Source organism: Stenotrophomonas sp. Steno-Z1, from assembly GCF_056393175.1.
Genome location: NZ_JBWJPB010000007.1, coordinates 170,926 through 192,626, shown reverse-complemented (window position 1 = coordinate 192,626; position 21,701 = coordinate 170,926). Strand labels below are relative to the sequence as shown.

The following is a 21,701-nucleotide window of genomic DNA, read 5'->3' as shown; positions in this document are numbered from 1 at the left end:
CGCGATGCTGCCCTTGGTCGCCCTGGTTGGACGGCCGAATGTCGGCAAGTCCACGCTGTTCAATGCGTTTACCCGTACGCGCGACGCGCTGGTCCATGACCAGCCCGGCGTGACCCGGGACCGTAATTACGGTGTTTGTCGTCTTAACGAAGACCACCCGTTCCTGGTGGTCGATACCGGTGGTATCGCCGGTGAAGAAGAAGGTCTGGCCGGCGCTACCGCCCGCCAGGCCCGCGCCGCCGCCGCCGAGGCGGACCTGATCCTGTTCGTGGTCGATGCCCGTGAGGGCCCGATGGACGACGAGATCCTGTCCTGGCTGCGCAAGCTGGCACGTCCGACCCTGCTGTTGATCAACAAGATCGACGGCATGAACGAAGATACCGTGCGTTCGGAGTTTGCCCGGTACGGCTTTGGCGAAATGCTGACCGTCTCGGCCGCGCATCGCCAGGGCCTGGACGACCTGCTGGACGAGGTCGTGGAGCGGCTGCCGGAAGAAGGCACCACCGAGACCCTCGACACCGATCCGAACCGCATCCGCATCGCCTTTGTCGGCCGCCCCAACGTGGGCAAGTCGACGCTGGTCAATCGCCTGCTGGGCGAAGAGCGCATGATCGCCTCCGAAGTGCCCGGTACCACCCGCGACTCGATCGCGGTGGACATGGAGCGTGACGGACGCGAGTATCGGCTGATCGACACCGCCGGCCTGCGTCGCAAGGCGCGGGTGGAGGAGGTGGTCGAGAAGTTCAGCGTGATCAAGACGCTGCAGGCCATCGAGCAGTGCCAGGTGGCGGTGCTGATGCTGGACGCCGCCGAAGGCGTGACCGACCAGGACGCCAGCGTGCTGGGTGCGGTGCTCGATGCCGGCCGTGCCCTGGTGGTGGCGATCAACAAGTGGGACGGCCTCACCGATTACCAGCGCGAGCAGGCCGAAGCGCTGGTGTCGCGCAAGCTCGGGTTCGTGCCGTGGGCGGAAGTGGTGCGGATCTCGGCCAAGCACGGTTCGGGCCTGCGCGAGCTGTTCCGCTGCATCCACGCCGCGCACGCCTCGGCCACGCATGAGTTCAGCACCAGCGAAGTCAACAAGGCGCTGGAAGTGGCGTACGAGACCAACCCGCCGCCGGCGATCCGGGGTCACGTGTCCAAGCTGCGTTACGTGCACCCGGGCGGCTCCAATCCGCCCACCTTCATCGTGCACGGTACGCGCCTGAAGGACCTGCCGGAGTCGTACAAGCGCTACCTGGAGAATTTCTTCCGCAAGCGCTTCAAACTCGTTGGCACCCCGGTGCAGTTCATCTTCCGCGAGGGTGTGAACCCGTACGAAGGCAAGAAGAACGTCCTGACCGAACGCCAGATCAAGCGCAAGCGGCGCCTGATCAAGCACGTCAAGGGCAAGTAATCCAGAAGAGCCGGCGAAAGCCGGCTCTTCTGCATTACCGGTAGTGCCGAGCCATGCTCGGCAAGGCAGCGCGCAACAATTCACCCCGGTAGTGCCGAGCCATGCTCGGCAGGCCCCCGCAAAGGGGCAATGGCCGATGCCAACGGCAGCCGAGCATGGCTCGGCTCTACCCACGCCCTGCCTGCGCGATCGTCCCGGGATGAGCAGCGCGCAATCATCCCCCCGGCAGTGCTGAGCCATGCTCGGCAGGGCAGCGCGCAACAATCCAGCCCGGTAGTGCCGAGCCATGCTCGGCAGGCCCCCGCAAGGGGGCAATGGCTGATGCCAACGGCAGCCGAGCATGGCTCGGCTCTACCCGCGGCCTGCCTTCGCGATCATCCCGGCATGAGCAGCGCGCAATCATCCACCCTGTAGTGCCGAGCCATGCTCGGCAGGCCCCCCAAGGGGGCAATGATCGATGCCAACGGCAGCCGAGCATGGCTCGGCTCTACCCACGCCCTGCCTGCGCGATAATCCCGGGATGAGTACCGTCCCCGAAATCACCCCCGAGCAGGCCCGCGCGCGCATCGTCCATGGCGCCCTGCTGATCGACGTCCGCGAGGCGCACGAGCGCGCTACCGGCATGGCCGAGGGGGCGCTCGGCATCGCCAAGGGCGATCTCCAGGCCGAGCCTTCTATCCATCTGCCCGCCACCGACCGCGAGGTCGTGCTGATCTGCCAGAGCGGCAAGCGCTCGATGGAGGCTGCGCGGGTGCTGCACGACCTGGGCTACACCCACCTGGCCTCCGTGCAGGGCGGCACCACCGCCTGGCGTGCCGACGGCCTGCCGCTGGTGCAGCCGCTGCAGGGCGATGCCGAGCGCGACTTCAACGAACGCTATTCCCGGCACCTGCTGCTGCCGCAGGTGGGCGTGCCTGGACAGCAACGCCTGCTGGGATCGCGGGTGCTGGTGGTCGGCGCCGGAGGCCTGGGCGCACCGGCCAGCTTCTACCTGGCCGCGGCCGGGGTAGGGCACCTGCGGATCGCCGATGACGACGTGGTGGAGCGCAGCAACCTGCAGCGCCAAATCATCCACACCGACGCCAGCGTCGGCACGCCGAAGGTACTGTCCGCGCGTGAGCGCCTGATGGCGCTCAATCCGCACCTGCAGGTGGAGGCGCTGCAGGTGCGGGTCACCTCCGGCAACGTGGACCCGCTGCTGGACGGCGTGGACGTGGTGCTGGATGGCTCGGACAATTTCCCGCTGCGCTACCTGCTCAACGATGCCTGCATCCGGCACGCCATCCCGCTGGTGTATGGCGCGGTGGAGCGCTTCACCGGCCAGGTGAGCGTGTTCGATGCCGGCCGCCAGCGCGGGCACGTGCCGTGCTATCGCTGCCTGTTCCCCGAGCCGCCGCCGCCGCAGTTCGCCCCCAACTGCGCCGAGGCCGGCGTGCTCGGCGTGCTGCCGGGGATGGTCGGGCTGCTGCAGGCCACCGAGGTGCTCAAGCTGCTGCTGGGCGTGGGCGAGCCGCTGACCGGCCGGTTGCTGAGCTTCGATGCTCTGGGCATGCGTTTTCGTGAGACCCGCCTGCGCCCCGATCCGGCCTGTCCGCTGTGCGCGCCGGGCACGGCCTTTCCCGGGTATATCGACTACGCCGCGTTCTGCAACGCCCGCTGATGCGGGTCACGGGCAGGGTAGAGCCGACCCATGGTCGGCTGCCTTTGGCGCGGTCTTCGGCAGCGTGAGCAGCCGAACATGGGTCGGCTCTACCGGGTTGCGTGGTGCCACCCCTGTTTGCGGGACGATATGCCGTGTGAATCCCGCCATCGTTCTGTTTTCGGCACAATCATGCGCGACATGCGTGCTATTGCCGCCAGGCGCTTTGCCCTATCGTTGACCCCTCTATGTAGTCCGGGGAAGCAACCGCATGGCGGTCGAAGCAGGTGCCAGCGAGCTGGTGAAAGTAGTGGCGCTGCTGGGCGCGGCGGTGGTGATGGTGCCGCTGTTCCGCCGGCTGGGCCTGGGCTCGGTGCTGGGCTATTTCGCCGCCGGCCTCGCCATCGGCCCGTTCGGCTTCGGCTGGTTCTCCGATCCGCAGGCGATCCTGCATACCGCCGAACTCGGCGTGGTGATGTTCCTGTTCGTGATCGGGCTGGAAATGCGGCCCTCGCACCTGTGGAGCCTGCGCAACGAGATCTTCGGGCTGGGCACGCTGCAGATCGTGGTCTGCGGCACGGTGCTCACCGGCGTGTGCATGCTGCTGGGCTTCCCGTTGCCGGTGGCCTTCATCGGCGCGGCGGGTTTCGTGTTGACCTCCACCGCGGTGGTGATGCAGTTGCTGGCCGAGCGAGGTGACATCGCTTTGCCGAGCGGCCAGAAGATCGTTTCGATCCTGCTGTTCGAAGACCTGCTGATCGTGCCGCTGCTGGCCGTGGTCGCGTTCATGGCGCCGGTGCACAGCGACGCCGGCGAGAGTTCGCGCTGGGTCACCGTCGGCATCGCCGCCGGCGCGATCGTCGGCCTGGTGCTGGTCGGCCGCTTCCTGCTCAACCCGTTGTTCCGCATCCTCGCCGCTGCCAAGGCGCGCGAAGTGATGACCGCCGCCGCGCTGCTCGTCGTGCTGGGCGCGGCGTTGCTGATGCAGCTGGGCGGCTTGTCGATGGCGATGGGCGCGTTCCTGGCCGGCGTGCTGCTCAGCGAGTCCACGTTCCGCCACCAGATCGAAGCGGACATCGAACCGTTCCGCGGCATCCTGCTGGGCCTGTTCTTCCTCAGCGTGGGCATGGCGCTGGACCTGACCGTGGTCGCCAACAACTGGCCGCTGATCGTCTCCGGCGTGTTCGCACTGATGCTGGCCAAGGCGGTGTGCATCTACGTGGTCGCGCGGATCCTCGGCAGCGATCATCGCCAGGCGCTGGATCGCGGCGTGGTGATGGCGCAGGGCGGCGAGTTTGCGTTCGTGCTGTTCTCCGCCGCGGCGGTGGCCGGTGTGATCGACGTACAGGTCAACGCCAACTTCACCGCGATCGTGGTGCTGTCGATGGCGCTGACCCCGTTGTTCGTGCTGCTGCACGACAAGCTGATGCCCGACCGCGAAGTGTCGCTGGACGGCGTGGAGGAGGCCGACGGCCTGTCCGGCAGCGTGCTGATGATCGGCTTCGGCCGCTTCGGCCAGGTCGCCAGCCAGTCGCTGCTGGCGCGCGACGTGGACGTGACCATCATCGACAACGACGTGGACATGATCCACAACGCCGAGCGCTTCGGTTTCAAGATCTACTACGGCGATGGCACCCGCCTGGACGTGCTGCATGCCTCCGGGGCCGGCTCGGCCCGGGCGATCGCGGTGTGCGTCAACAACGACCAGGACGCCGACCGGATCGTCGAGCTGGTCACCCATGAATTCCCGCAGGCCAAGGTGCTGGTGCGCTCGTTCGACCGCGAGCATTCGCTGCGCCTGATCCATGCCGGCGTGGACTACCAGATTCGCGAGACGTTCGAGTCGGCGCTGCAGTTCGGCCAGGCCGCGTTGATGGAACTGGGCGCCGACCAGGACGACGCGCGCGAGATCGCCGAGCAGATCCGCGAGCGCGACGCCGAGCGCTTCGAGCTGGAAATGGCCGGCGGCAGCCTGCGTGCCGGCGCGCACATGGTGTTCGGCAGCGCGCTGCCAGGCGTGCCCACGCCCACCCCGTTCACCGCGCCCAAGCGCAAGGCACGTACGCTCAACGCCTACGAAGTGCCCGAAGAGGAATGACGCAGCGGTGGGCGGGGCCGGCGTAATCGGGGACAATACCGTCCCCGCCGCCCCACGCCTGCCGCCCTCGATGAGCTCACCGACCCCCGCATCCGCCGCCCCCGCCCGCATCCTGGACGGGCGCCGCATCGCCGAAGACCTGCTGGACAGCCTCAAGGTGCGGGTGGATGCCCGACTGGCCGCCGGCGGCACCCGGCCCGGCCTGGCCGTGGTGCTGGTGGGCGGCGACCCGGCGTCGACCGTATACGTGCGCAACAAGCGCCGCGCGGCCGAGAAGGTGGGCATCGAGGCCTTCGACTACGACCTGCCGGCGGGCACCAACGAGGCCCAGCTGCTGGACCTGATCGACCAGCTCAACGCCGACCCCAAGATCCACGGCATCCTGGTGCAGCTGCCGCTGCCGGGCATCCCCGATGCCAGCCGCCTGATCCACCGGATCGACCCGCGCAAGGACGTGGACGGCTTCCACCCGGAAAACGTCGGCCACCTGGCCCTGCGCGAGTTCGGCCTGCGCCCGTGCACGCCGCGCGGCATCGTCACCCTGCTGGGCCACACCGACCAGCCGGTGCGCGGCCGCAACGCCACCATCGTGGGCGTGAGCAACCACGTCGGCCGCCCGATGGGCCTGGAGCTGCTGATCGCCGGCTGCACCGTGACCAGCTGCCACAAGTTCACCCCGCGCGACGTGCTGGAGCGCAGCGTGCGTGACGCCGACATCCTGGTGGTGGCGGTGGGCCGCCCGGGCATCGTGCCGGGGGAGTGGGTGAAGCCGGGCGCGGTGGTGATCGACGTGGGCATCAACCGCCTGGACGACGGCCGCCTGGTCGGCGACGTCGGTTTCGAGGCCGCCGCCGCCCGTGCCAGCTGGATCACCCCGGTGCCGGGCGGGGTAGGGCCGATGACGGTGGCCACGCTGATGCAGAACACGATCGAGGCGGCGGAAGCCTTCTGACCGCCCGGGGCTGACTCGCGGCCGGCACCTGTCGCGGCTGCGGTTCCGGGCCGACCGATGCCTGCCGTGGCGGCGATCCCGGACCGAGCGATAGCTGCCGCCGCCACGGTCTCGGGCTGACCGATACCTGCCGTGGGGGCGATCTGGGGCCGAGCGATAACTGCCGCCGCTGGGATCTCGGGCCGACCGAGACCTGCTGCGGCCGCTATCTAGGGCCGACCGACCGGTGCCGCTGCCGCGATGTCGTGCCGACCGACCGGTGCCGCTGCCGCGATGTCGTGTAGAGCCGACCGTTGGTCGGCTGTTTTCGGCGCGGTGGCTCATCGATCCAGGCGCAGCCGACCAACGGTCGGCTCTACCCGGTTCGGCGGAAGGTTCAGGCGCAGCCGACCAACGGTCGGCTCTACCCGGTTCGGCGGAAGGTTCAGGTGCAGCCGACCAACGGTCGGCTCTACCCGGTTCGGGGCAGGGTTCAGGTGCAGCCGACCAACGGTCGGCTCTACGGCCCCCGCTGGCGCGACACTGCGTCGCATCCGCCCCCTGCCCAAGACGGCCGAATCAGGGTAAAATGTCGCGCTTCCCCACATCTCGGGTATGCCGATGCTGCGCATCCAGGCTGAAGCTCTCACCTACGACGACGTCTCGCTCGTCCCCGCACACTCCACGATCCTGCCCAAGGATGTCAGCCTGGAAACCCGGCTGACCCGCGACCTGCGGCTGAAGCTTCCGATCCTCTCCGCGGCCATGGACACGGTCACCGAAGCCCGCCTGGCGATCGCCATGGCCCAGCTCGGTGGCATGGGCATCATCCACAAGAACCTCAGCGTGGAGCAGCAGGCCGCCGAAGTGGCCAAGGTCAAGAAGTTCGAGGCCGGCGTCATCCGCGACCCGATCACCGTCGGCCCGGAAACCACCATCCGCGACGTGCTGGCCCTTACCCAGGCGCGCAACATCTCCGGCGTGCCGGTGGTGGACGGCGGCGGCCAGCTGGTCGGCATCGTGACCCACCGCGACATGCGCTTCGAGACCGAGCTGGACGATCCGGTCCGCCACATCATGACCAAGAAGGATCGCCTGATCACGGTCAAGGAAGGCGCCGCGTCGGAAGAAGTGCTGCAGCTGCTGCACCGCAACCGCATCGAAAAGATCCTGGTGGTCAATGACGAGTTCGCCCTGCGCGGGCTGATCACGGTCAAGGACATCCAGAAGAACACCGACTACCCCAACGCCGCCAAGGACACCGCCACGCGCCTGCTGGTGGGTGCTGCGGTAGGCGTCGGCGGCGACACCGATCGCCGCGTCGAGGCGCTGGTCGCCGCCGGCGTGGACGTGCTGGTGGTGGACACCGCGCACGGCCATTCGCAGGGCGTGCTGGACCGCGTGCGCTGGGTCAAGAAGAACTTCCCGAACGTGCAGGTCGTGGGTGGCAACATCTGCACCGGCGAAGCCGCGCTGGCGCTTCTGGACTGCGGCGCGGACGCGGTCAAGGTCGGCATCGGCCCGGGCTCCATCTGCACCACCCGCGTGGTCGCGGGTGTCGGCGTGCCGCAGATCACCGCGATCGACCTGGTGGCCGAGGCGCTGCAGGACCGCATCCCGCTGATCGCCGACGGTGGCATCCGCTACTCCGGCGACATCGGCAAGGCGCTGGCCGCCGGTGCCTCCACCATCATGATCGGTGGCCTGCTGGCCGGTACCGAGGAATCGCCCGGCGAAACCGAGCTGTTCCAGGGCCGCTCGTACAAGAGCTACCGCGGCATGGGCTCGCTGGCCGCGATGGAGAAGGGGTCCAAGGACCGCTACTTCCAGGACGCCTCCAGCGCCGACAAGCTGGTGCCTGAAGGCATCGAAGGCCGCGTGCCGTACCGCGGCCCGGTCGGCGGCATCATCCACCAGCTGATGGGCGGCCTGCGTGCCACCATGGGCTACGTGGGCTGCGGCACCGTCGAAGACATGCGCAGCAAGCCGAAGTTCGTCAAGATCAGCGGCGCCGGCCAGCGTGAGAGCCACGTCCACGACGTGCAGATCACCAAAGAGCCGCCGAACTACCGCGCCTGATGCGGCATGAGCAAAGAGGAACGAGGAAGCTGATTCCCGTTCCTCTTTCTCTATCCGCCGCCGGTAACGAATCTGTGTTTCCCGTATTTACTCCTGCATTGCCCGGGCACCATGACCAACATCCATAACGACAAGATCCTCATCCTCGATTTCGGTGCGCAGTACACCCAGCTGATCGCGCGCCGCATCCGCGAGCTCGGCGTGTACTGCGAGATCTGGGCGTGGGACCACAACCCGGCCGACATCGCCGCGTTCGGCGCCAAGGGCATCATCCTGTCCGGTGGCCCGGAGTCGACCACGCTGCCGGGCGCGCCCGCCGCGCCGCAGGAAGTGTTCGACAGCGGCCTGCCGATCTTCGGCATCTGCTACGGCATGCAGACCCTGGCCGCCCAGCTCGGTGGCGCCACCGAAGCGGCCGACCAGCGTGAGTTCGGCCATGCCGAAGTCAACGTCGTCGCCCCCGATGCACTGTTCAAGGGCCTGAGCGACCACGGCGGCGAGCCCAAGTTGAACGTCTGGATGAGCCACGGCGACCACGTCTCCGTCGCGCCCCCGGGCTTCACCGTGACGGCTGTGACCGACCGCATCCCGGTGGCTGCGATGGCCAACGAAGAGAAGCGCTGGTACGGCGTGCAGTTCCACCCGGAAGTGACCCACACCCTGCAGGGCCAGGCGCTGCTGCGCCGCTTCGTGGTGGATGTGTGCGGCTGCGAAACCCTGTGGACCGCCGCCAACATCATCGACGACCAGATCGCCCGCGTGCGCGAGCTGGTGGGCGATGACGAAGTGATCCTGGGCCTGTCCGGCGGCGTCGATTCGTCCGTCGTGGCCGCGCTGCTGCACAAGGCGATCGGCGACAAGCTGACCTGCGTGTTCGTCGATACCGGCCTGCTGCGCTGGCAGGAAGGCGACCAGGTGATGGCGATGTTCGCCGAGCACATGGGCGTCAAGGTGATCCGCGTGAATGCTGCGGACCGCTACTTCAGCAAGCTCGAAGGCGTGAGCGACCCGGAAGCCAAGCGCAAGATCATCGGCAACCTGTTCGTGGACATCTTCGATGAAGAGTCCAACAAGCTGAAGAACGCCAAGTGGCTGGCGCAGGGCACCATCTACCCCGACGTGATCGAGTCGGCCGGCAGCAAGACCGGCAAGGCGCACGTGATCAAGAGCCACCACAACGTGGGCGGCCTCCCCGAGCACATGAAGCTGGGCTTGGTGGAGCCGCTGCGTGAGCTGTTCAAGGACGAAGTGCGTCGCCTCGGCGTCGAACTCGGCCTGCCGCGCAGCATGGTCTACCGCCATCCGTTCCCGGGCCCGGGCCTGGGCGTGCGCATCCTGGGCGAAGTGAAGCGTGAGTACGCCGAGCTGCTGGCCAAGGCCGATGCCATCTTCATCGACGAACTGCGCAAGGCCGATCTGTACGACAAGACCAGCCAGGCGTTTGCCGTGTTCCTGCCGGTGAAGTCGGTGGGCGTGGTGGGTGACGCGCGTGCGTATGAGTGGGTGATCGCGCTGCGTGCGGTGGAGACCATTGATTTCATGACGGCGCATTGGGCGCACCTGCCGTATGAGTTCCTGGGTACGGTGAGTAACCGGATCATCAATGAGCTGCGGGGGGTGTCGCGGGTGGTTTATGACATCTCGGGGAAGCCGCCGGCGACGATCGAGTGGGAGTGATCCTGCAGGTCGATTGAAGTAAATGAAAAGAGCGCTTCGGCGCTCTTTTCAATTCAGGGGTCACGTTCTGTCGTCTCGTCTTGTCGATTCGGCATAGCGCCGCCGCCATTCAAGGCTGGAATCTTTGAAAACACGTCAGCCATGAAATCCATGAACACAACAGCCCGCGTGGGGAGCAGTCTATTGGCGACGTACACCATCTGTACGGGGACAGGGGGAGCCACATGCTGGGTGAGAATGAACTGTAATCTCCCGCTGCTCAGCCCGCTCTCGAACAGCCAGGCAGGTCCATGCGCCACCCCCAGGCCTGCCGTGGCCGCCGCGCTCACAGCGTCGGGCGAGTTGACCCTGAGCCTGCCGCCAATCGCAATTTCCGTATTCCGGAAGCGCCAGGTCGCCCCGGACGACAGCAGGGTGTAGATGATGCAGTCGTGGTGCCGTAGATCATCCGGGGTCTGCGGAACTCCGCGCTTGGCCAGGTACTCCTTGCTGGCGACGAAGACCCGGTCGTACGAGCCAAGGGGCCGGGCGCGCAGGGCACTTTCTTCAAGCTGACCTATGCGAATGGCGAGTTCGGTGCCTTCATTGACCAGGTCTACGTATCGATCGTTGAGTTGGAGATCCAAGTTCAATTCAGGGTAGCGCGCCAAAAAGACCGGCACATGCGGCAGCACAAACGCGTGTGCGAGCGCTGTCGGACAGGCCACGCGCAAGAGTCCCGATGGGGTGACGTTGTTCCTGAAGGACGATTCGGATTCATCCACCGCATCCAGGATTCGCCGGATGTCCGCATAGTAGCGCTCGCCCTCCGGCGTCAAGGAAAGCTTCCGCGTAGACCGGTGCAGTAGACGCGTCTGCAGATGGTCCTCCAGCGCCGCTACATAGCGACTCACATTGGGTTGCCCCAGCCCGAGATCGCGCCCTGCCGCCGAAAAGCTCCCGGTTTCTACAGCGCGCGCGAAGCATGTCATCAAAAGAAATCGGTCCACTTCTCCACCTTGATTCATGCTCGGATTGCATGAATTATATTCCCATGCGGGTTCTTATCCGATACGGCGCATAGGCGCATAGTTCTCCATGTCGGCCGCGGTGGTCGTCGTTCCTCGGAGAATTCAAATGTCGCGCTTGCAAGGTAAACGTACTTTGATCACTGGTGGCACCAGTGGCATCGGGCTGGAAACGGCAAAGCAGTTCCTGGCGGAGGGGGCGCGCGTGATCGTCACGGGCGTCAACCCGGATTCGATCGCAAAGGCCCAGGCCGAATTGGGGCCGGAGGTGCCGGTGCTGCGCGCCGACTCGGCCAGCGTTGCAGCGCAAAAGGAGCTGGCCCAAGCCATCAAGGACCACTACGGCCAACTCGACGTTGCCTTCCTCAATGCCGGCGTATCCGTCTGGCGGCCCATTGAGGAATGGACGGAGGACATGTTCGACCGTTCTTTCGACATCAACGTCAAAGGGCCTTACTTCCTGATGCAGGCGCTGTTGCCGGTCTTCGCACGCCCTGCATCCGTGGTGTTGACGACGTCCGTAAGCGCGCACGCGGGGGCGGATCGCTCGTCGGTGTATGCCGCGACGAAGGCCGCATTGCTGAACATGTCGAAGACGCTCTCGACCGAATTGCTGGGTCGTGGCATCCGTGTCAACGCAGTGAGCCCTGGCCCCGTCGAGACTCCGCTATACGACAAGCTCGGTATTCCGGAAGCGTATCGCGAGCAGCTCAATAAGGAGATCGCGGCGACCATCCCGCTTGGGCGTTTCGGTACCTCTGACGAGGTCGCCAAAGCAGTTCTGTATCTGGCCTCCGACGAGTCTCGCTGGACGGTCGGCTCTGAAATCGTTCTTGACGGCGGCCGCCTGCTGAATGGCTGAGCGAGCATCTGAATATTGCGCGGTGGTGGGGCGTCCGCAGACCAATCCACCGGGGTTGCCGAACCTGTGAGGCGGCAGGAGCAGCCGAGCATGGCTCGGCTCTACCCGAACGCGCCGGCGCGGTGCCGATACGGCGCTGGCCGCAACGTGCCCTGTAGAGCCGGGCCACGCCCGGCTGCCCTGCGGGGTTACCAGCGCGCCTCCAGCGTGCGGAACGGCCGCGCCAGCAGCACGCCGTCTGCATCGTAGTCGCTCACCGCGCGCCCATCCACGCGCACGCTGGCCGGCCGCGTGCGCGACGGCCACCACACGCGCACGGCGGCGTCCTTTCGCAGGCCCGGGCCCAACGTGAGCCGCAGCGCATCGTCGCGCTGCCGCGCCTGCAGTTGCAGGGTGCCGTAGGCGGTGGGCAGGCGCTCGATGGCCAGGCCTTCGCCAGCCACCCACGACGGCGGCGTGCCCGGCAGCAGCGACAGTGCGTCGTCGTCTTCGCGCATCAACATGCCAAACAGCGTGCGCCCGTATTCGGCACCGATCCAGGTGTGCGGCATGTCGCCGAGGTAGCGCGGGAAGCGCAGCCGCGAGTGCACCACTTCGGCCAGTACCTGCCATTCCAGCGGGCGGCGGTCGTGCAACAGGCCCTGCAACAGCTCCTCGGCCGCGGCTGGCTGGTCCAGGTGCACGTAGCTGAGTACGTTGCGGATCTCGTACGGGGTATAGGCATACAGCGCGCCGGGCTGCCTGCGCTTGCGCACGTCCTCCAGGTAGCGCGCGAAGCTGGTGCGCAGTGCCTCGGGTGGCAGCACGCTCTGTGCGCCGGTCGGGTCCAGCGCGATCGAGACGCCGGTCGGATCGCCGTCGCCGAGATCGGCCGAGGACGGGATGAAATCGATGCCCTTCCAGGCCATCGTCGCCCGGATCGACGCACCGAGGGCGTCGTACAGCGCCTTGTACTGCGCGCGTGCCCACGCGGCGGTTTCGTGGTCACCCAGCGAGTCGGCCAGCCACGCGCCGTCGTGCCAGCCCTTCAGGCCCCAGTAGTCGTCCCAGTAGCTGTGGGTGGGCGAGGGATAGCCTTCGTGGCTGATCGACGGCGCAAGGATGCCGGCGAAGCGCTCGGGCGAGGGTTGGCTGGCCATGTAGCCGGGCACCAGCGTGCGCTCGCGCAGTTCCTGCAGGAAGCGCAGTGCGGCCTTCACCTTGGGCAGGTAGTCGCGGACCGACTCGGGACCGCCGTCCAGCCGTGCGACGTCGGCCACCAGCGTGACGTACTGGCCCTGGCTGTCGTACTCGATATCCGAGCCGAACCCGGTGTTGACGCTGCCGTCGTCGTTGAGGATGGGCGATACCAGCCCGTTGGCGTGCACGCCGTGCTCGCTGTACCAGGCCAGGTAGTCGCGCGCGACCTTGGCCTCGCCCATGCGCAGCAGCACCGCCGAGGTGGCCATGCCGTCGCGGATGAAGGACCGGTTGTAGTTGCGTGGGCCGGGCTGCATGGCCGGCCCGGTCTGGTTGATCAGCATGTAGGCGGCCTGCGCGCGCAGCATGTCCACCAGTGACGGGTCGGGCAGGCGCAGGCCGACCTGGCCCAGGCGTGCCTGCCAGTCGTCGGAGGCGCGCCTGGCCAATGCGTCGAAGGCGGCATCGGCGTCGCGCGGGGCATCGGCCAGGTCCAGCGGGGGTGCCTCGGGCAACGCGCCATCGGAACCGGTCGCGGCGGTGCCGAGCGGGAAGGCCACCACCACGGCGCGGCTTTCACCGGGTGCCAGCTGCACGCGGTAGCGCAGCGCGGCCGCCGCCAGGCCGTCGGCGTCGCGGGCGTGCTGCGCGGTGGGCAGCACGCCGCTGGCGATCGCCGCGGTGATCTCGGCGTTGCCATCGGGCCCGAACGGCGCGGCACCGGCGGCATCCACCGCGCTCAGCGACTGCAGCAGGCGACGCCCATTGACGCGCACGCTGCGGCCGTCGATCGCGATCTCGCGGATCGGCGAAAGGCCGCCGTTCTGCCACGGCGGGTTCATCTGCATCGGCCGCACCACCAGCGCCAACGTTCCGTCCACCGGCGTGCTGCCAGTGTTCGTGAGGCGGTGGCGCAGGTATGTCACCGGCTGCCCGTCGCGTTCGATGGCGAAGGTTTCGCTGCGCAGTTGCAGCCCCGGTTGGGGCGACCAGGTGGCCGACGGCATGGGCTTCCAGCCGTCGCGCAGGGCGTGCTGCACGGGATGGTCGGCGGCGCCGGCGGTGCTGCCATCGGCGTTGCGCCAGATCGGCTGCACCAGCGGCGCCCCCTTGAATGCCTCGATGTTGCCGTACTCGTCGAAAATCGACTTCTGCCGGCCGCCGTGGATGCCGACCGCGGTCCAGTAGGTCTGCTGCATGTGCAGCGAGGCGGGGAACAGGCTGCGTTGCGCGCCACTGGCGGCGATCTGGTATCGCTTCATCGGCGTCATCACCGCCTTCGGGCCAAGCAGGCGCAGGCGCGCAACCCGCGGGGCGTCGCCGGCCACGCTCAGGCGCAACGCCTTGGCCGTCACGGGCGCGCTGCCCGCCAGCCAGCTCTGCGGGCGGCTGCCGGCCTGCGCGTCGGTGGCAAGGTCACGCCATGCGCCGTGCGTGTCCTGCGCCTGCAGCCGCGCCGCGCCGTGCGCGCCGGCCCATTCCACGACCAGGCCGGTGGTGGCCTGTGGGCGGGGCAGGGTGATGTCGAATGCGTGCGTGCCGCTCTTCAGCGGCGGCACCGGGACTGCTCCGCCGCCCTGCCACACGGCGGCGGCCTGTTGCGGGGTGAGCGCGGCCACGCGCGCGCTGCTGGCGGCGTCCAGCGGCTCCAGTTCGAAGATCGACACGCCCCAGTCGGAGGTGCGGTCCGGACTGGCCAGGCGCAGGTAACGCGCCTGGCGTGGGGCGAAGTACAGGGTTTCGATGCCGCCCAGCGAGTCGGCCATGGTGTAGGCGGGCTGCCATTGCGTGCCGTCCAGCGAGGTCTGCAGCGTGTAGCCTTCCGGGTTGGAGACATCCCAGGTGATCTGCGCACCGCTGAGCGACGCCGTGTTGCCCAGGTCCACTTGGAACCAGTGGCCGGGACTGAAGGCGCCGCCGGTGACGGTCTTCGGGTCGCCGTCGATGAGGTGGCTGACCGCCATCGCCGGGACCTGCTGCGAGGAACTGCTGGCGTGCCACTGGCTGCGCGGCGGCAGGTTCTGCGCGGCTGCGCCCAGGGCCAGCAGCAGGGCCGGGAGCAGAAGGCTGCGCGCGAGGCGCTCTGCAGGCGGGCGCGGGACGGTGCGGCGATCGGCAGGCAACCCCATCAAGCTCTCCTCGGCGACCCTCGACATGAGGTGGGGGCAACGCTAGCAGGGGATGTAACCGTTTACATGACGCGTCGCAATATCGTTTTCGACTGCGCCCTGCCGCCGGTACCGGTCAGCCCAGCCCCGCCACGATCCGTTCGCGCAGCCAGCGGTGCGCCGGGTCACGGTGCACGCGCTCGTGCCAGAGCATCACCATCTCGAAGCCCGGCACCTCGATCGGTGCGGGGACCGCCTTCAGCGCCGGATCCTGCGCGACCAGGCGCGAGGGCATCATCGCCACCAGGTCGGTGCGCAGCAGCACGCTGCGCAGGAACAGGAAGTGCGGCACCGACAGAACCACGTTGCGGCGTGCCCCGGCGTGCGCCAGCGCGCTGTCGGTATTGCCGTGGAAGCCGCCGCCATCGGGCGAGACGATCACATGGTCCAGCGCGCAGAACTGCTTGAGCGTGGGCCGGCGCTTGAGGCGCGGGTGGTCGCGGCGGCCGGCCAGTACGTAGCGCTCCTGGAACAGGGGGCGGTGGTGGAGGCTCGGTGGTGCTTCGGAGGTGATGTGGATCGCCAGGTCGATGGCGCCGCGCTCGCTCTGCGACACCATCTGGCCCGGTACCAGGCCGACCACGGCCAGCCGCGTCGAGGGTGCGGCCTGGCGCAGCGCGGGCAGGGCAGGCAGCACCACTGTGGTTCCCCCGAAGTCCGAGGCCATGATCCGCCAGGTGAGCGCGGCCTGTCCGGGATCGAACGGCTGCACCGGCGCAACCGCGCGCTGCAGCGCGGCCAGTGCGTCGGCGAGCGGCTCGCGCAGCGCATCGGCGCGGGCGGTGCTGCGCATGCCGCGGGGGCCGGGCAACAGCAGCGGATCGTCGAACACGTCGCGCAGCCGGCCCAGCTGCACGCTCACCGTCGGCTGGGCCAGGTGCAGTCGCTCGGCGGCACGGGTGACGTTCTGCTCTTCCAGCAGGGCCTGCAGGGTCACCAACAGGTTGAGGTCGATGCGACGCAAGGTATCGTCCATGGCAATGCCTGGAATGCAAGGAATTCATTTCTACTATAGCCGGGCGCCGCCTAAGGTGGTTGGCAGTCCCGTATTGGAGTGCCCATGAACGTCCTGCTTGTCTACGCCCACCCCGAATCCACCTCGCTCAACGGCGCGCTCAAGGACTTCACCGTCCAGCGCCTGCAACGCGCCGGCCACTGCGTGCAGGTGTCCGACCTCTACGCCATGCGCTGGAAGGCCCAGGTGGACGCGGATGACCATGTGGGGCGCGATCCGTCTGCGCCCTTCCACGCGTCGCTGGACTCACGGCAGGCCTTCGCCACCGGCGCCCAGAGCGCGGACATCGCCGCCGAGCAGGACAAGCTGCGCTGGGCCGATGCGGTCATCCTGCAGTTCCCGCTGTGGTGGTTCTCGATGCCGGCCATTCTCAAGGGCTGGGTCGATCGCGTGTACGCCTATGGTTTCGCCTACGGTGTGGGCGAGCATTCGGATACGCACTGGGGCGACCGCTATGGCGAAGGCGCGATGAGAGGCAAGCGCGCGATGCTGGTGGTCACCACCGGCGGCTGGGCGTCGCACTACGGCCCGCGCGGCATCAACGGGCCGATCGAGGACGTGCTGTTCCCGATCCAGCACGGCATCCTGTTCTATCCCGGCTTCGAGGTGCTGCCGGCGCACGTGATCTACCGCACCAGCCGGGTGGATCAGGCCACGTATCCCGCGCTGCTGGAGCAGCTGGGCAAACGCCTGGACGGACTGGCCAGCGATCCGCCCATTGCCTACCGTCGGCAGAATGGCGGCGACTACGTGATTCCCACGCTCACCCTGCGCGACGGGCTGGCCGAGGGCGAGGGCGGGCTGGGCATTCACATCGCAGGCTGATCGGCACCCGCGCCGGGCCGGAAGAACACCTGCTCCGGGTCGCCAGGGTCGAGGTTGTCGATCTGTCCGCTGGCGATGAAGCCGTTGCGCGCCAGCAGCGCGTGCATCGGCTGGTTGGACCGGTTGGTGGAGGTGAACAGGCGCGGTCGCTCGCAGCGTGACACCAGGTGCTGCAGCAGGGCCTCGCCCAGGCCGCGGCGACGGACGTGTGCACCGACCATCAGCATCTCGATGAAACCACTGTCGAAGAAGTGATGATGGAGCACGCCGTAGGCCGCCACATGCCCGTCGAGCAGCAGCAGGTGGCAACTGCGCGCCGCCACCCAGTGCTGCAACAGCTCGACGCGGCGCCGGTCGTGGGCGGCCACGCTGTCGATGTCGATCAGCGCAGGCAGGTCGCCGGCGTGGGCGAGGCGGAACTGGACGGTGTTTCCCACGGGGTATCCGGGTGTGGCAATGGGGCGAGCGTAGGCCAGGAGCGTGGCGGACGCCACCCGCCGGGCATCGCGCCCGACCCGCAGCGAAGGGCGTTGCATCGACTGCGGGACGAATGCGTCTGATCGTCGCTGCTTGACGCATCGTCAAGTGCGTGACGCGCCAACTTGACGGGCTGGCGGTTCACCCGCGGGTCGCCCATCCGCACACTTTCCCGGTGCCAGTCCACATCCAGGGCTGGCCATGACGATCACTACCGGGGGACCACCATGATCAGCATTCCCGTTTCCGATACCTCGCACGCACGCCTGACGCGCGCCGCGCGCTGGCTCTGCATCCTTGGCTACGTCGGCCTGGCCATCGGCTTTGCCTGGACCGCGCTCAGTGGCCATCGACAGGCGCAGGCCATCCTCAAGGATCCGGTCAGCGTGCAGGTGCCCGTGCAGCTGGACCACATCGAGGAGAGCCGGCGCAAGGGCCGGGTCAGCCACACCTATCAGTTCCGCTATCAGTTCGTGGTCGACGGTGTGGCACGGCACGGGGAATTCAGCACCTCCGAAGACAATGCGACGCCGTACCTGGAGGACGGGGCGCAGGTCGAGGTGGCGTATGCCCGCGCCGACCCGGCACGGTTTGAACGCATGGACCGGCTGCAGGGCCAGAAGGACCTGGGCGCGGTGCTGGGCCGGTTGTCGGTCGGCGTGGTGCTGCTCGGCGTGCTGGCCTTCGTGGTGTTCCTGCTGCTGACCCGCAAGCTGTTCGTGGTGCGCCAGCCACACGCCGCATCGGCAGCCTGATCCGGTCCCGACACGGCAGGCCGCCCCGATGGTTGACAGCAGAAACGGCCACGGTAGGGTGGCCGATTCCCACCCGTTCTGGTCCCCCTCCATGCCCGTCCCGGCGTTCGCGGAACTGCTCTCGCGCCACATGCGTCGCATCCGGGCCAGCGCCGGCGGCGTCGCCGCCGAGATCGGGATCAGCCGCGAGGCGGTCAACAACTGGCGCGCGGGCGCGTCATTGCCCAGCCGTCGTCACCGTGACCGCGTGCTGGCCTGCGCCAACTACCTGCGCCTGACCGAAACGGAAAGCAACGCACTGCTGTGCTCGGCCGGTTTCGAGCCGGAGTTCCCGGTGGAGCCGGCGGAGCCGGTCACGCATGCGCCGGTCCCGGCCACGGTGGTGCGTCTGTTCGACCGTCTACAGGCCCTGCGACCGTACCCGGTGAGCTTGTTGTTGACCCAGGCGCACTGGGGGCAACCGCCGGAACGCGAGGCGATGCTCGCCGAAGCGGTGCGCCGCTACGGCCACGATCGGGTGTTGCACCTGCAGCCACCGTTCCGTGCCGGCGTGGATGACCAGGACTACTTCGCGTTGCTGGCCGCGCAGTGCGGGCTGGACGGCATCGACTCCGATGCCGGTTTCGAAGCGGCGCTCGCGCGTCGCCTGCAGCAACCCGGCGCGCTGTTCTGCCTGGTCAGCCGCTTCGAACAGGGTGCGCCCGGCCCACGCGATGTGCTCGCCGGCATCCTGCGCAGCCTCAGCGAAATGTACAGCGGCAAGCTGCACCTGCTGATCTGTGGCGGTGCCGCACTGGCCGATCTGAAATACCAGGGCGGCGACCTGTCGCTGCTCAACATCGCCGCCAGCGAGCAGTGGCCCGAACTGGGCCTGGAGGACCTGCAGCGCAACGCAGCCAACGTGCCGGACGCCCTGCTGGCCCGCGCGCTGCACCTGTCCGGCGGCCACCCGCTGCTGGCCCAGGCCGCGCTGGCCCTGCTGACCACGCCCGCGCCGGCGCCCACGCTGGACGACGACGCGGTCATCGCCGCCCTGGCCACGCATCCGCGCCTGTGGGAAGCCCTGCTGCCGCTGCTGCGCGACCCGGCCGCGCGCGCCGCGGTGGATGCGTGGCTGGCGCGTCCGCGGCTTGCACCGGCACGTCCGTACCTGGTGGATCCGCTGCTGCGCCAGTTGTACTGGCACAACCTGCTGGCAGCGCGCGCGCACGCCGACGGTGCATGGCTGGAATGGCGCTGCGAGGCGATCCGCCGCGCGGCGCGGCAGGTGATCGACGGCCTCGCCGAGGTGCCCGCATGAGCCGCGGCACGGGCCTGTCGCGTGGGCGCGTCGTGCGCCTGCTGTTGATCGTGGCCGTGACCTGGTTCGTGGCCAGCCTGTTCGTGGCGCCCATGCTGAACCCGTGGGTGGCGTGGAAGATCTCGCACGACGGCGAAAGCATGATGCTGATGCAGCGTGCCCGCATCGACATGCTGCTGTTGCGCGAGGAAGCGCAGGGCTACTGGGAACGGGAGGGCGAGTGGCCCGCCGAGATCGCCGTGCCGGGTGTGCACGACCCCGCGGAGGCGCTGCTGGTGGCCGAGCTGCCGGCACCATTCGTGCTGCGGCTGCGGTTTACCGACCGCTTCCCGGCCAGCGCCGGGCTGGCTGGCACCGTGCTGGAGCACACACTGACCCCGGCCACCGGCGGTTGGCGTTGCCGGCCCGGCGAGCCGGCGCCACCGTCGCGCTGGCTGGCGCCGGACTGCCAGGCCAGTGCGCCCTGGACCATCATCGAATGGCTGGGCCTGTTGCTCGGGATCACCCTGGTGGTGCTGGTGGCGCTTGGCCTGGTCTGGTATCGCGTGCAGCCGGCCATTGCCGGCATCGTGCGCGCGCCGCGGCGCCTGTTCGAGCAGCCGCTGCAGGCGTTGCCGGCGTTGGACCGGCAGTTGGGCTGGGTACGCCTGCGCGCGCGCGTGCTGGCCGACGCCGGCGTGGCCACGGTGCGGTGGCGCGAGGCACTGCGCCATGCAGAGGCGCCCGCGACGCAGCAGGCGGCGGCATTGGCGGCGCGGATCGGTGCCGTCGACGCCCCGGCGGCGGGATGGTCGCTGCCCGGTTGCGTGCGCGAGTGGACGCTGCCCGATGCCATGCCCCTGGCGCTGGAGCGTCTATGGGTCTACCTCCCCGACGGCGGCCTGAGCGGCGAGGCGATCGTGCAGCACGTGCGCGGCATGCCCAACGGGCAGGACGTGGTCCTGGTGGTCAGCCCATCGCTGGCAGCCGAGCCCGCGCTGGTCGCCCATGCCGACGACCCCGCCAACCTGTGCGTCTGCCTGGACCAGGTCGCGCAGAGCCGCTGGCTGCTGCAGCCCAATGCCGCGGTCGCGCTGCTGGCGTTGCTGGCACGGCAACTGAAGGTGACCCGCATCTCCCCCTACCAGACGCATGGCGGCATCACCCGGCCGACGGCGTTTTTTGGACGCGAATCGCTGCTGGCCCGGGTGCTCAACCGCGAGCCCGGCAACTACCTGCTGGTGGGTGGCCGGCAGTTGGGCAAGACCAGCCTGATGAAGGCGATCGAGCGCCGTTTCGCCGGGCATCCGCGGGTGCACTGCCGCTACCTGTCGCTGCGCGACCACCGCCTCGGCGTACGCCTGGCGGTGGAGCTGGGCTTGCCTGAAACCGCCGACATCGATGCCGTGGTCGCCGCGCTGTCCGCGCAGGCCGGTGGGCGCCGGCTGCTGCTGTTGGTCGATGAGACCGACCTGTTCCTGCGCGCCGACGCCAGTGCCGGTTACCCGCAGCTGGCCGCCTTGCGCGCGATCAGCGAAGAGGGGCGCTGCCATTTCATGCTGGCCGGATTCTGGGACTTGTATGAAGCGGTCACCCTGGATTTCGCCTCGCCGCTGCGCAACTTCGGTGAGGTGATCCATGTCGGCGGGCTGGAGGAGGCGGCCTGCCAGGCCCTGGCAACCGAGCCGATGGCGCGCCTGGGCGTGCACTTCAGCGCGCCGGAGCTGCCCCGGCGGCTGGTGGCCGCGTGTGGCCGGCGCGCCAATCTGGTCGCGATCGTCTGTCAGCAGCTGCTGGCACAGCTGGGCCGCGGCGAACGCGTGATCGACGCGACGCACCTGCATGCCGCGCTGGTGGCCGAGCCGGTCTTCGATGCGTTGGCCGGCTGGGCCCGGCTGACCCCGGACGCGGAGGCCAACCGCATCGATCGGATCGTGGTGTACCGCGTCGCCTGCGCGCAGCTCAGTGGCACCGGTGAGCGCAGCGTGGGGCTGGACGAGTTGCTGGCCGACTTCGATGGGGCCGGCGTGCGCATCGATCCCGAAGCACTGCGCCGCGCGTTGGCGCGGCTGCAGCTGGCCTACGTGATCCGGCGCGAGGATGACGGCCCGCGGTTCGTGTTCGCGGTGCCGTTGTTTGCCACCCAGTTCCAGGGCGAAGAAGCGCGGACGCTGCACCAGCGTGAACTGCAGGCGATGGCGGGCAGGGTTGCAGAGCGCGATGCTGCCGGGCCGGCCGCGTAGCAAGCATGCCGGTCGCGCCGCAGCGTGACGCAATGCGCTGCTACTGCGCGGCGATTCTGCGATAGTGGGGC

General features: G+C 68.5%; 15 protein-coding genes. 11 read left to right on the top strand and 4 right to left on the bottom strand.

Annotation, left to right across the window (positions count from 1 at the left end):
* Positions 1 to 4: 4 nt before the first annotated feature.
* The 6 genes from der (at position 5) to guaA (ending at position 9,820) form a co-directional block, all read left to right on the top strand.
* Positions 5 to 1,396 (top strand): ribosome biogenesis GTPase Der, encoded by a 1,392-nt coding sequence (gene der / locus AC06FD_RS16825; protein WP_259208475.1) that lies wholly within the window; start codon positions 5 to 7, stop codon positions 1,394 to 1,396.
* Positions 1,397 to 1,916: 520 nt separating this feature from the next.
* Positions 1,917 to 3,056, top strand: a complete 1,140-nt coding sequence (gene moeB / locus AC06FD_RS16820) for a molybdopterin-synthase adenylyltransferase MoeB (protein WP_478078404.1) — start codon at positions 1,917 to 1,919, stop codon at positions 3,054 to 3,056.
* Between the two features lie 250 nt (positions 3,057 to 3,306).
* On the top strand, positions 3,307 to 5,133 hold the full coding sequence (locus tag AC06FD_RS16815) for a monovalent cation:proton antiporter-2 (CPA2) family protein (protein WP_478078403.1): 1,827 nt from the start codon (positions 3,307 to 3,309) through the stop codon (positions 5,131 to 5,133).
* A 70-nt stretch (positions 5,134 to 5,203) separates the two neighbouring features.
* Complete coding sequence (folD, locus tag AC06FD_RS16810) at positions 5,204 to 6,085, top strand: bifunctional methylenetetrahydrofolate dehydrogenase/methenyltetrahydrofolate cyclohydrolase FolD (protein ID WP_259208479.1); 882 nt, start codon at positions 5,204 to 5,206, stop codon at positions 6,083 to 6,085.
* Positions 6,086 to 6,685: 600 nt separating this feature from the next.
* Positions 6,686 to 8,143: an IMP dehydrogenase gene (gene guaB, locus AC06FD_RS16805; RefSeq protein WP_259208622.1), complete on the top strand. Its 1,458-nt coding sequence runs from the start codon at positions 6,686 to 6,688 to the stop codon at positions 8,141 to 8,143.
* Between the two features lie 111 nt (positions 8,144 to 8,254).
* Positions 8,255 to 9,820, top strand: a complete 1,566-nt coding sequence (gene guaA, locus AC06FD_RS16800; protein WP_478078402.1) for a glutamine-hydrolyzing GMP synthase — start codon at positions 8,255 to 8,257, stop codon at positions 9,818 to 9,820.
* Between the two features lie 53 nt (positions 9,821 to 9,873).
* On the opposite strand, the gene AC06FD_RS16795 is transcribed toward guaA, so the two are convergent.
* A complete protein-coding gene (locus AC06FD_RS16795) occupies positions 9,874 to 10,827 on the bottom strand; it encodes a LysR family transcriptional regulator (protein WP_478078401.1) in 954 nt (317 codons plus the stop codon).
* Between the two features lie 109 nt (positions 10,828 to 10,936).
* Between AC06FD_RS16795 and AC06FD_RS16790 the strand changes: the two genes are divergently transcribed.
* On the top strand, positions 10,937 to 11,689 hold the full coding sequence (locus tag AC06FD_RS16790; protein WP_478078400.1) for an SDR family oxidoreductase: 753 nt from the start codon (positions 10,937 to 10,939) through the stop codon (positions 11,687 to 11,689).
* A 188-nt stretch (positions 11,690 to 11,877) separates the two neighbouring features.
* On the opposite strand, the gene AC06FD_RS16785 is transcribed toward AC06FD_RS16790, so the two are convergent.
* Together AC06FD_RS16785 and AC06FD_RS16780 are read right to left on the bottom strand one after the other, a co-directional pair.
* Entirely contained in the window at positions 11,878 to 14,997 is a 3,120-nt protein-coding gene (locus AC06FD_RS16785; protein WP_478078399.1) for a galactose-binding domain-containing protein, read from the bottom strand.
* Positions 14,998 to 15,112: 115 nt separating this feature from the next.
* Entirely contained in the window at positions 15,113 to 16,012 is a 900-nt protein-coding gene (locus tag AC06FD_RS16780; protein ID WP_478078398.1) for a LysR family transcriptional regulator, read from the bottom strand.
* An 84-nt stretch (positions 16,013 to 16,096) separates the two neighbouring features.
* On the opposite strand from AC06FD_RS16780, the gene AC06FD_RS16775 reads away from it, so the two are divergent.
* Positions 16,097 to 16,876, top strand: coding sequence for an NAD(P)H-dependent oxidoreductase (locus AC06FD_RS16775; protein ID WP_478078397.1), 780 nt, complete (start codon positions 16,097 to 16,099; stop codon positions 16,874 to 16,876).
* Here the strand turns inward: AC06FD_RS16775 and AC06FD_RS16770 are convergent.
* Positions 16,861 to 17,313 carry an N-acetyltransferase family protein gene (locus tag AC06FD_RS16770; protein ID WP_478078396.1) on the bottom strand — a complete coding sequence of 151 codons (453 nt, stop codon included), beginning with the start codon at positions 17,311 to 17,313 and terminating at the stop codon, positions 16,861 to 16,863. The two genes, AC06FD_RS16775 and AC06FD_RS16770, sit on opposite strands and share 16 nt — an antisense overlap.
* 267 nt (positions 17,314 to 17,580) lie before the next feature.
* On the opposite strand from AC06FD_RS16770, the gene AC06FD_RS16765 reads away from it, so the two are divergent.
* The 3 genes from AC06FD_RS16765 (at position 17,581) to AC06FD_RS16755 (ending at position 21,630) form a co-directional block, all read left to right on the top strand.
* Positions 17,581 to 18,108, top strand: coding sequence for a DUF3592 domain-containing protein (locus AC06FD_RS16765; RefSeq protein WP_259208529.1), 528 nt, complete (start codon positions 17,581 to 17,583; stop codon positions 18,106 to 18,108).
* A 91-nt stretch (positions 18,109 to 18,199) separates the two neighbouring features.
* Entirely contained in the window at positions 18,200 to 19,408 is a 1,209-nt protein-coding gene (locus AC06FD_RS16760; protein WP_478078395.1) for a hypothetical protein, read from the top strand.
* The gene (locus AC06FD_RS16755) at positions 19,405 to 21,630 is read left to right on the top strand and encodes a hypothetical protein (protein WP_478078394.1); all 2,226 of its coding nucleotides are present in this window, start codon (positions 19,405 to 19,407) and stop codon (positions 21,628 to 21,630) included. Before AC06FD_RS16760 ends, AC06FD_RS16755 begins: the two co-directional genes overlap by 4 nt.
* Positions 21,631 to 21,701 lie beyond the last annotated feature (71 nt).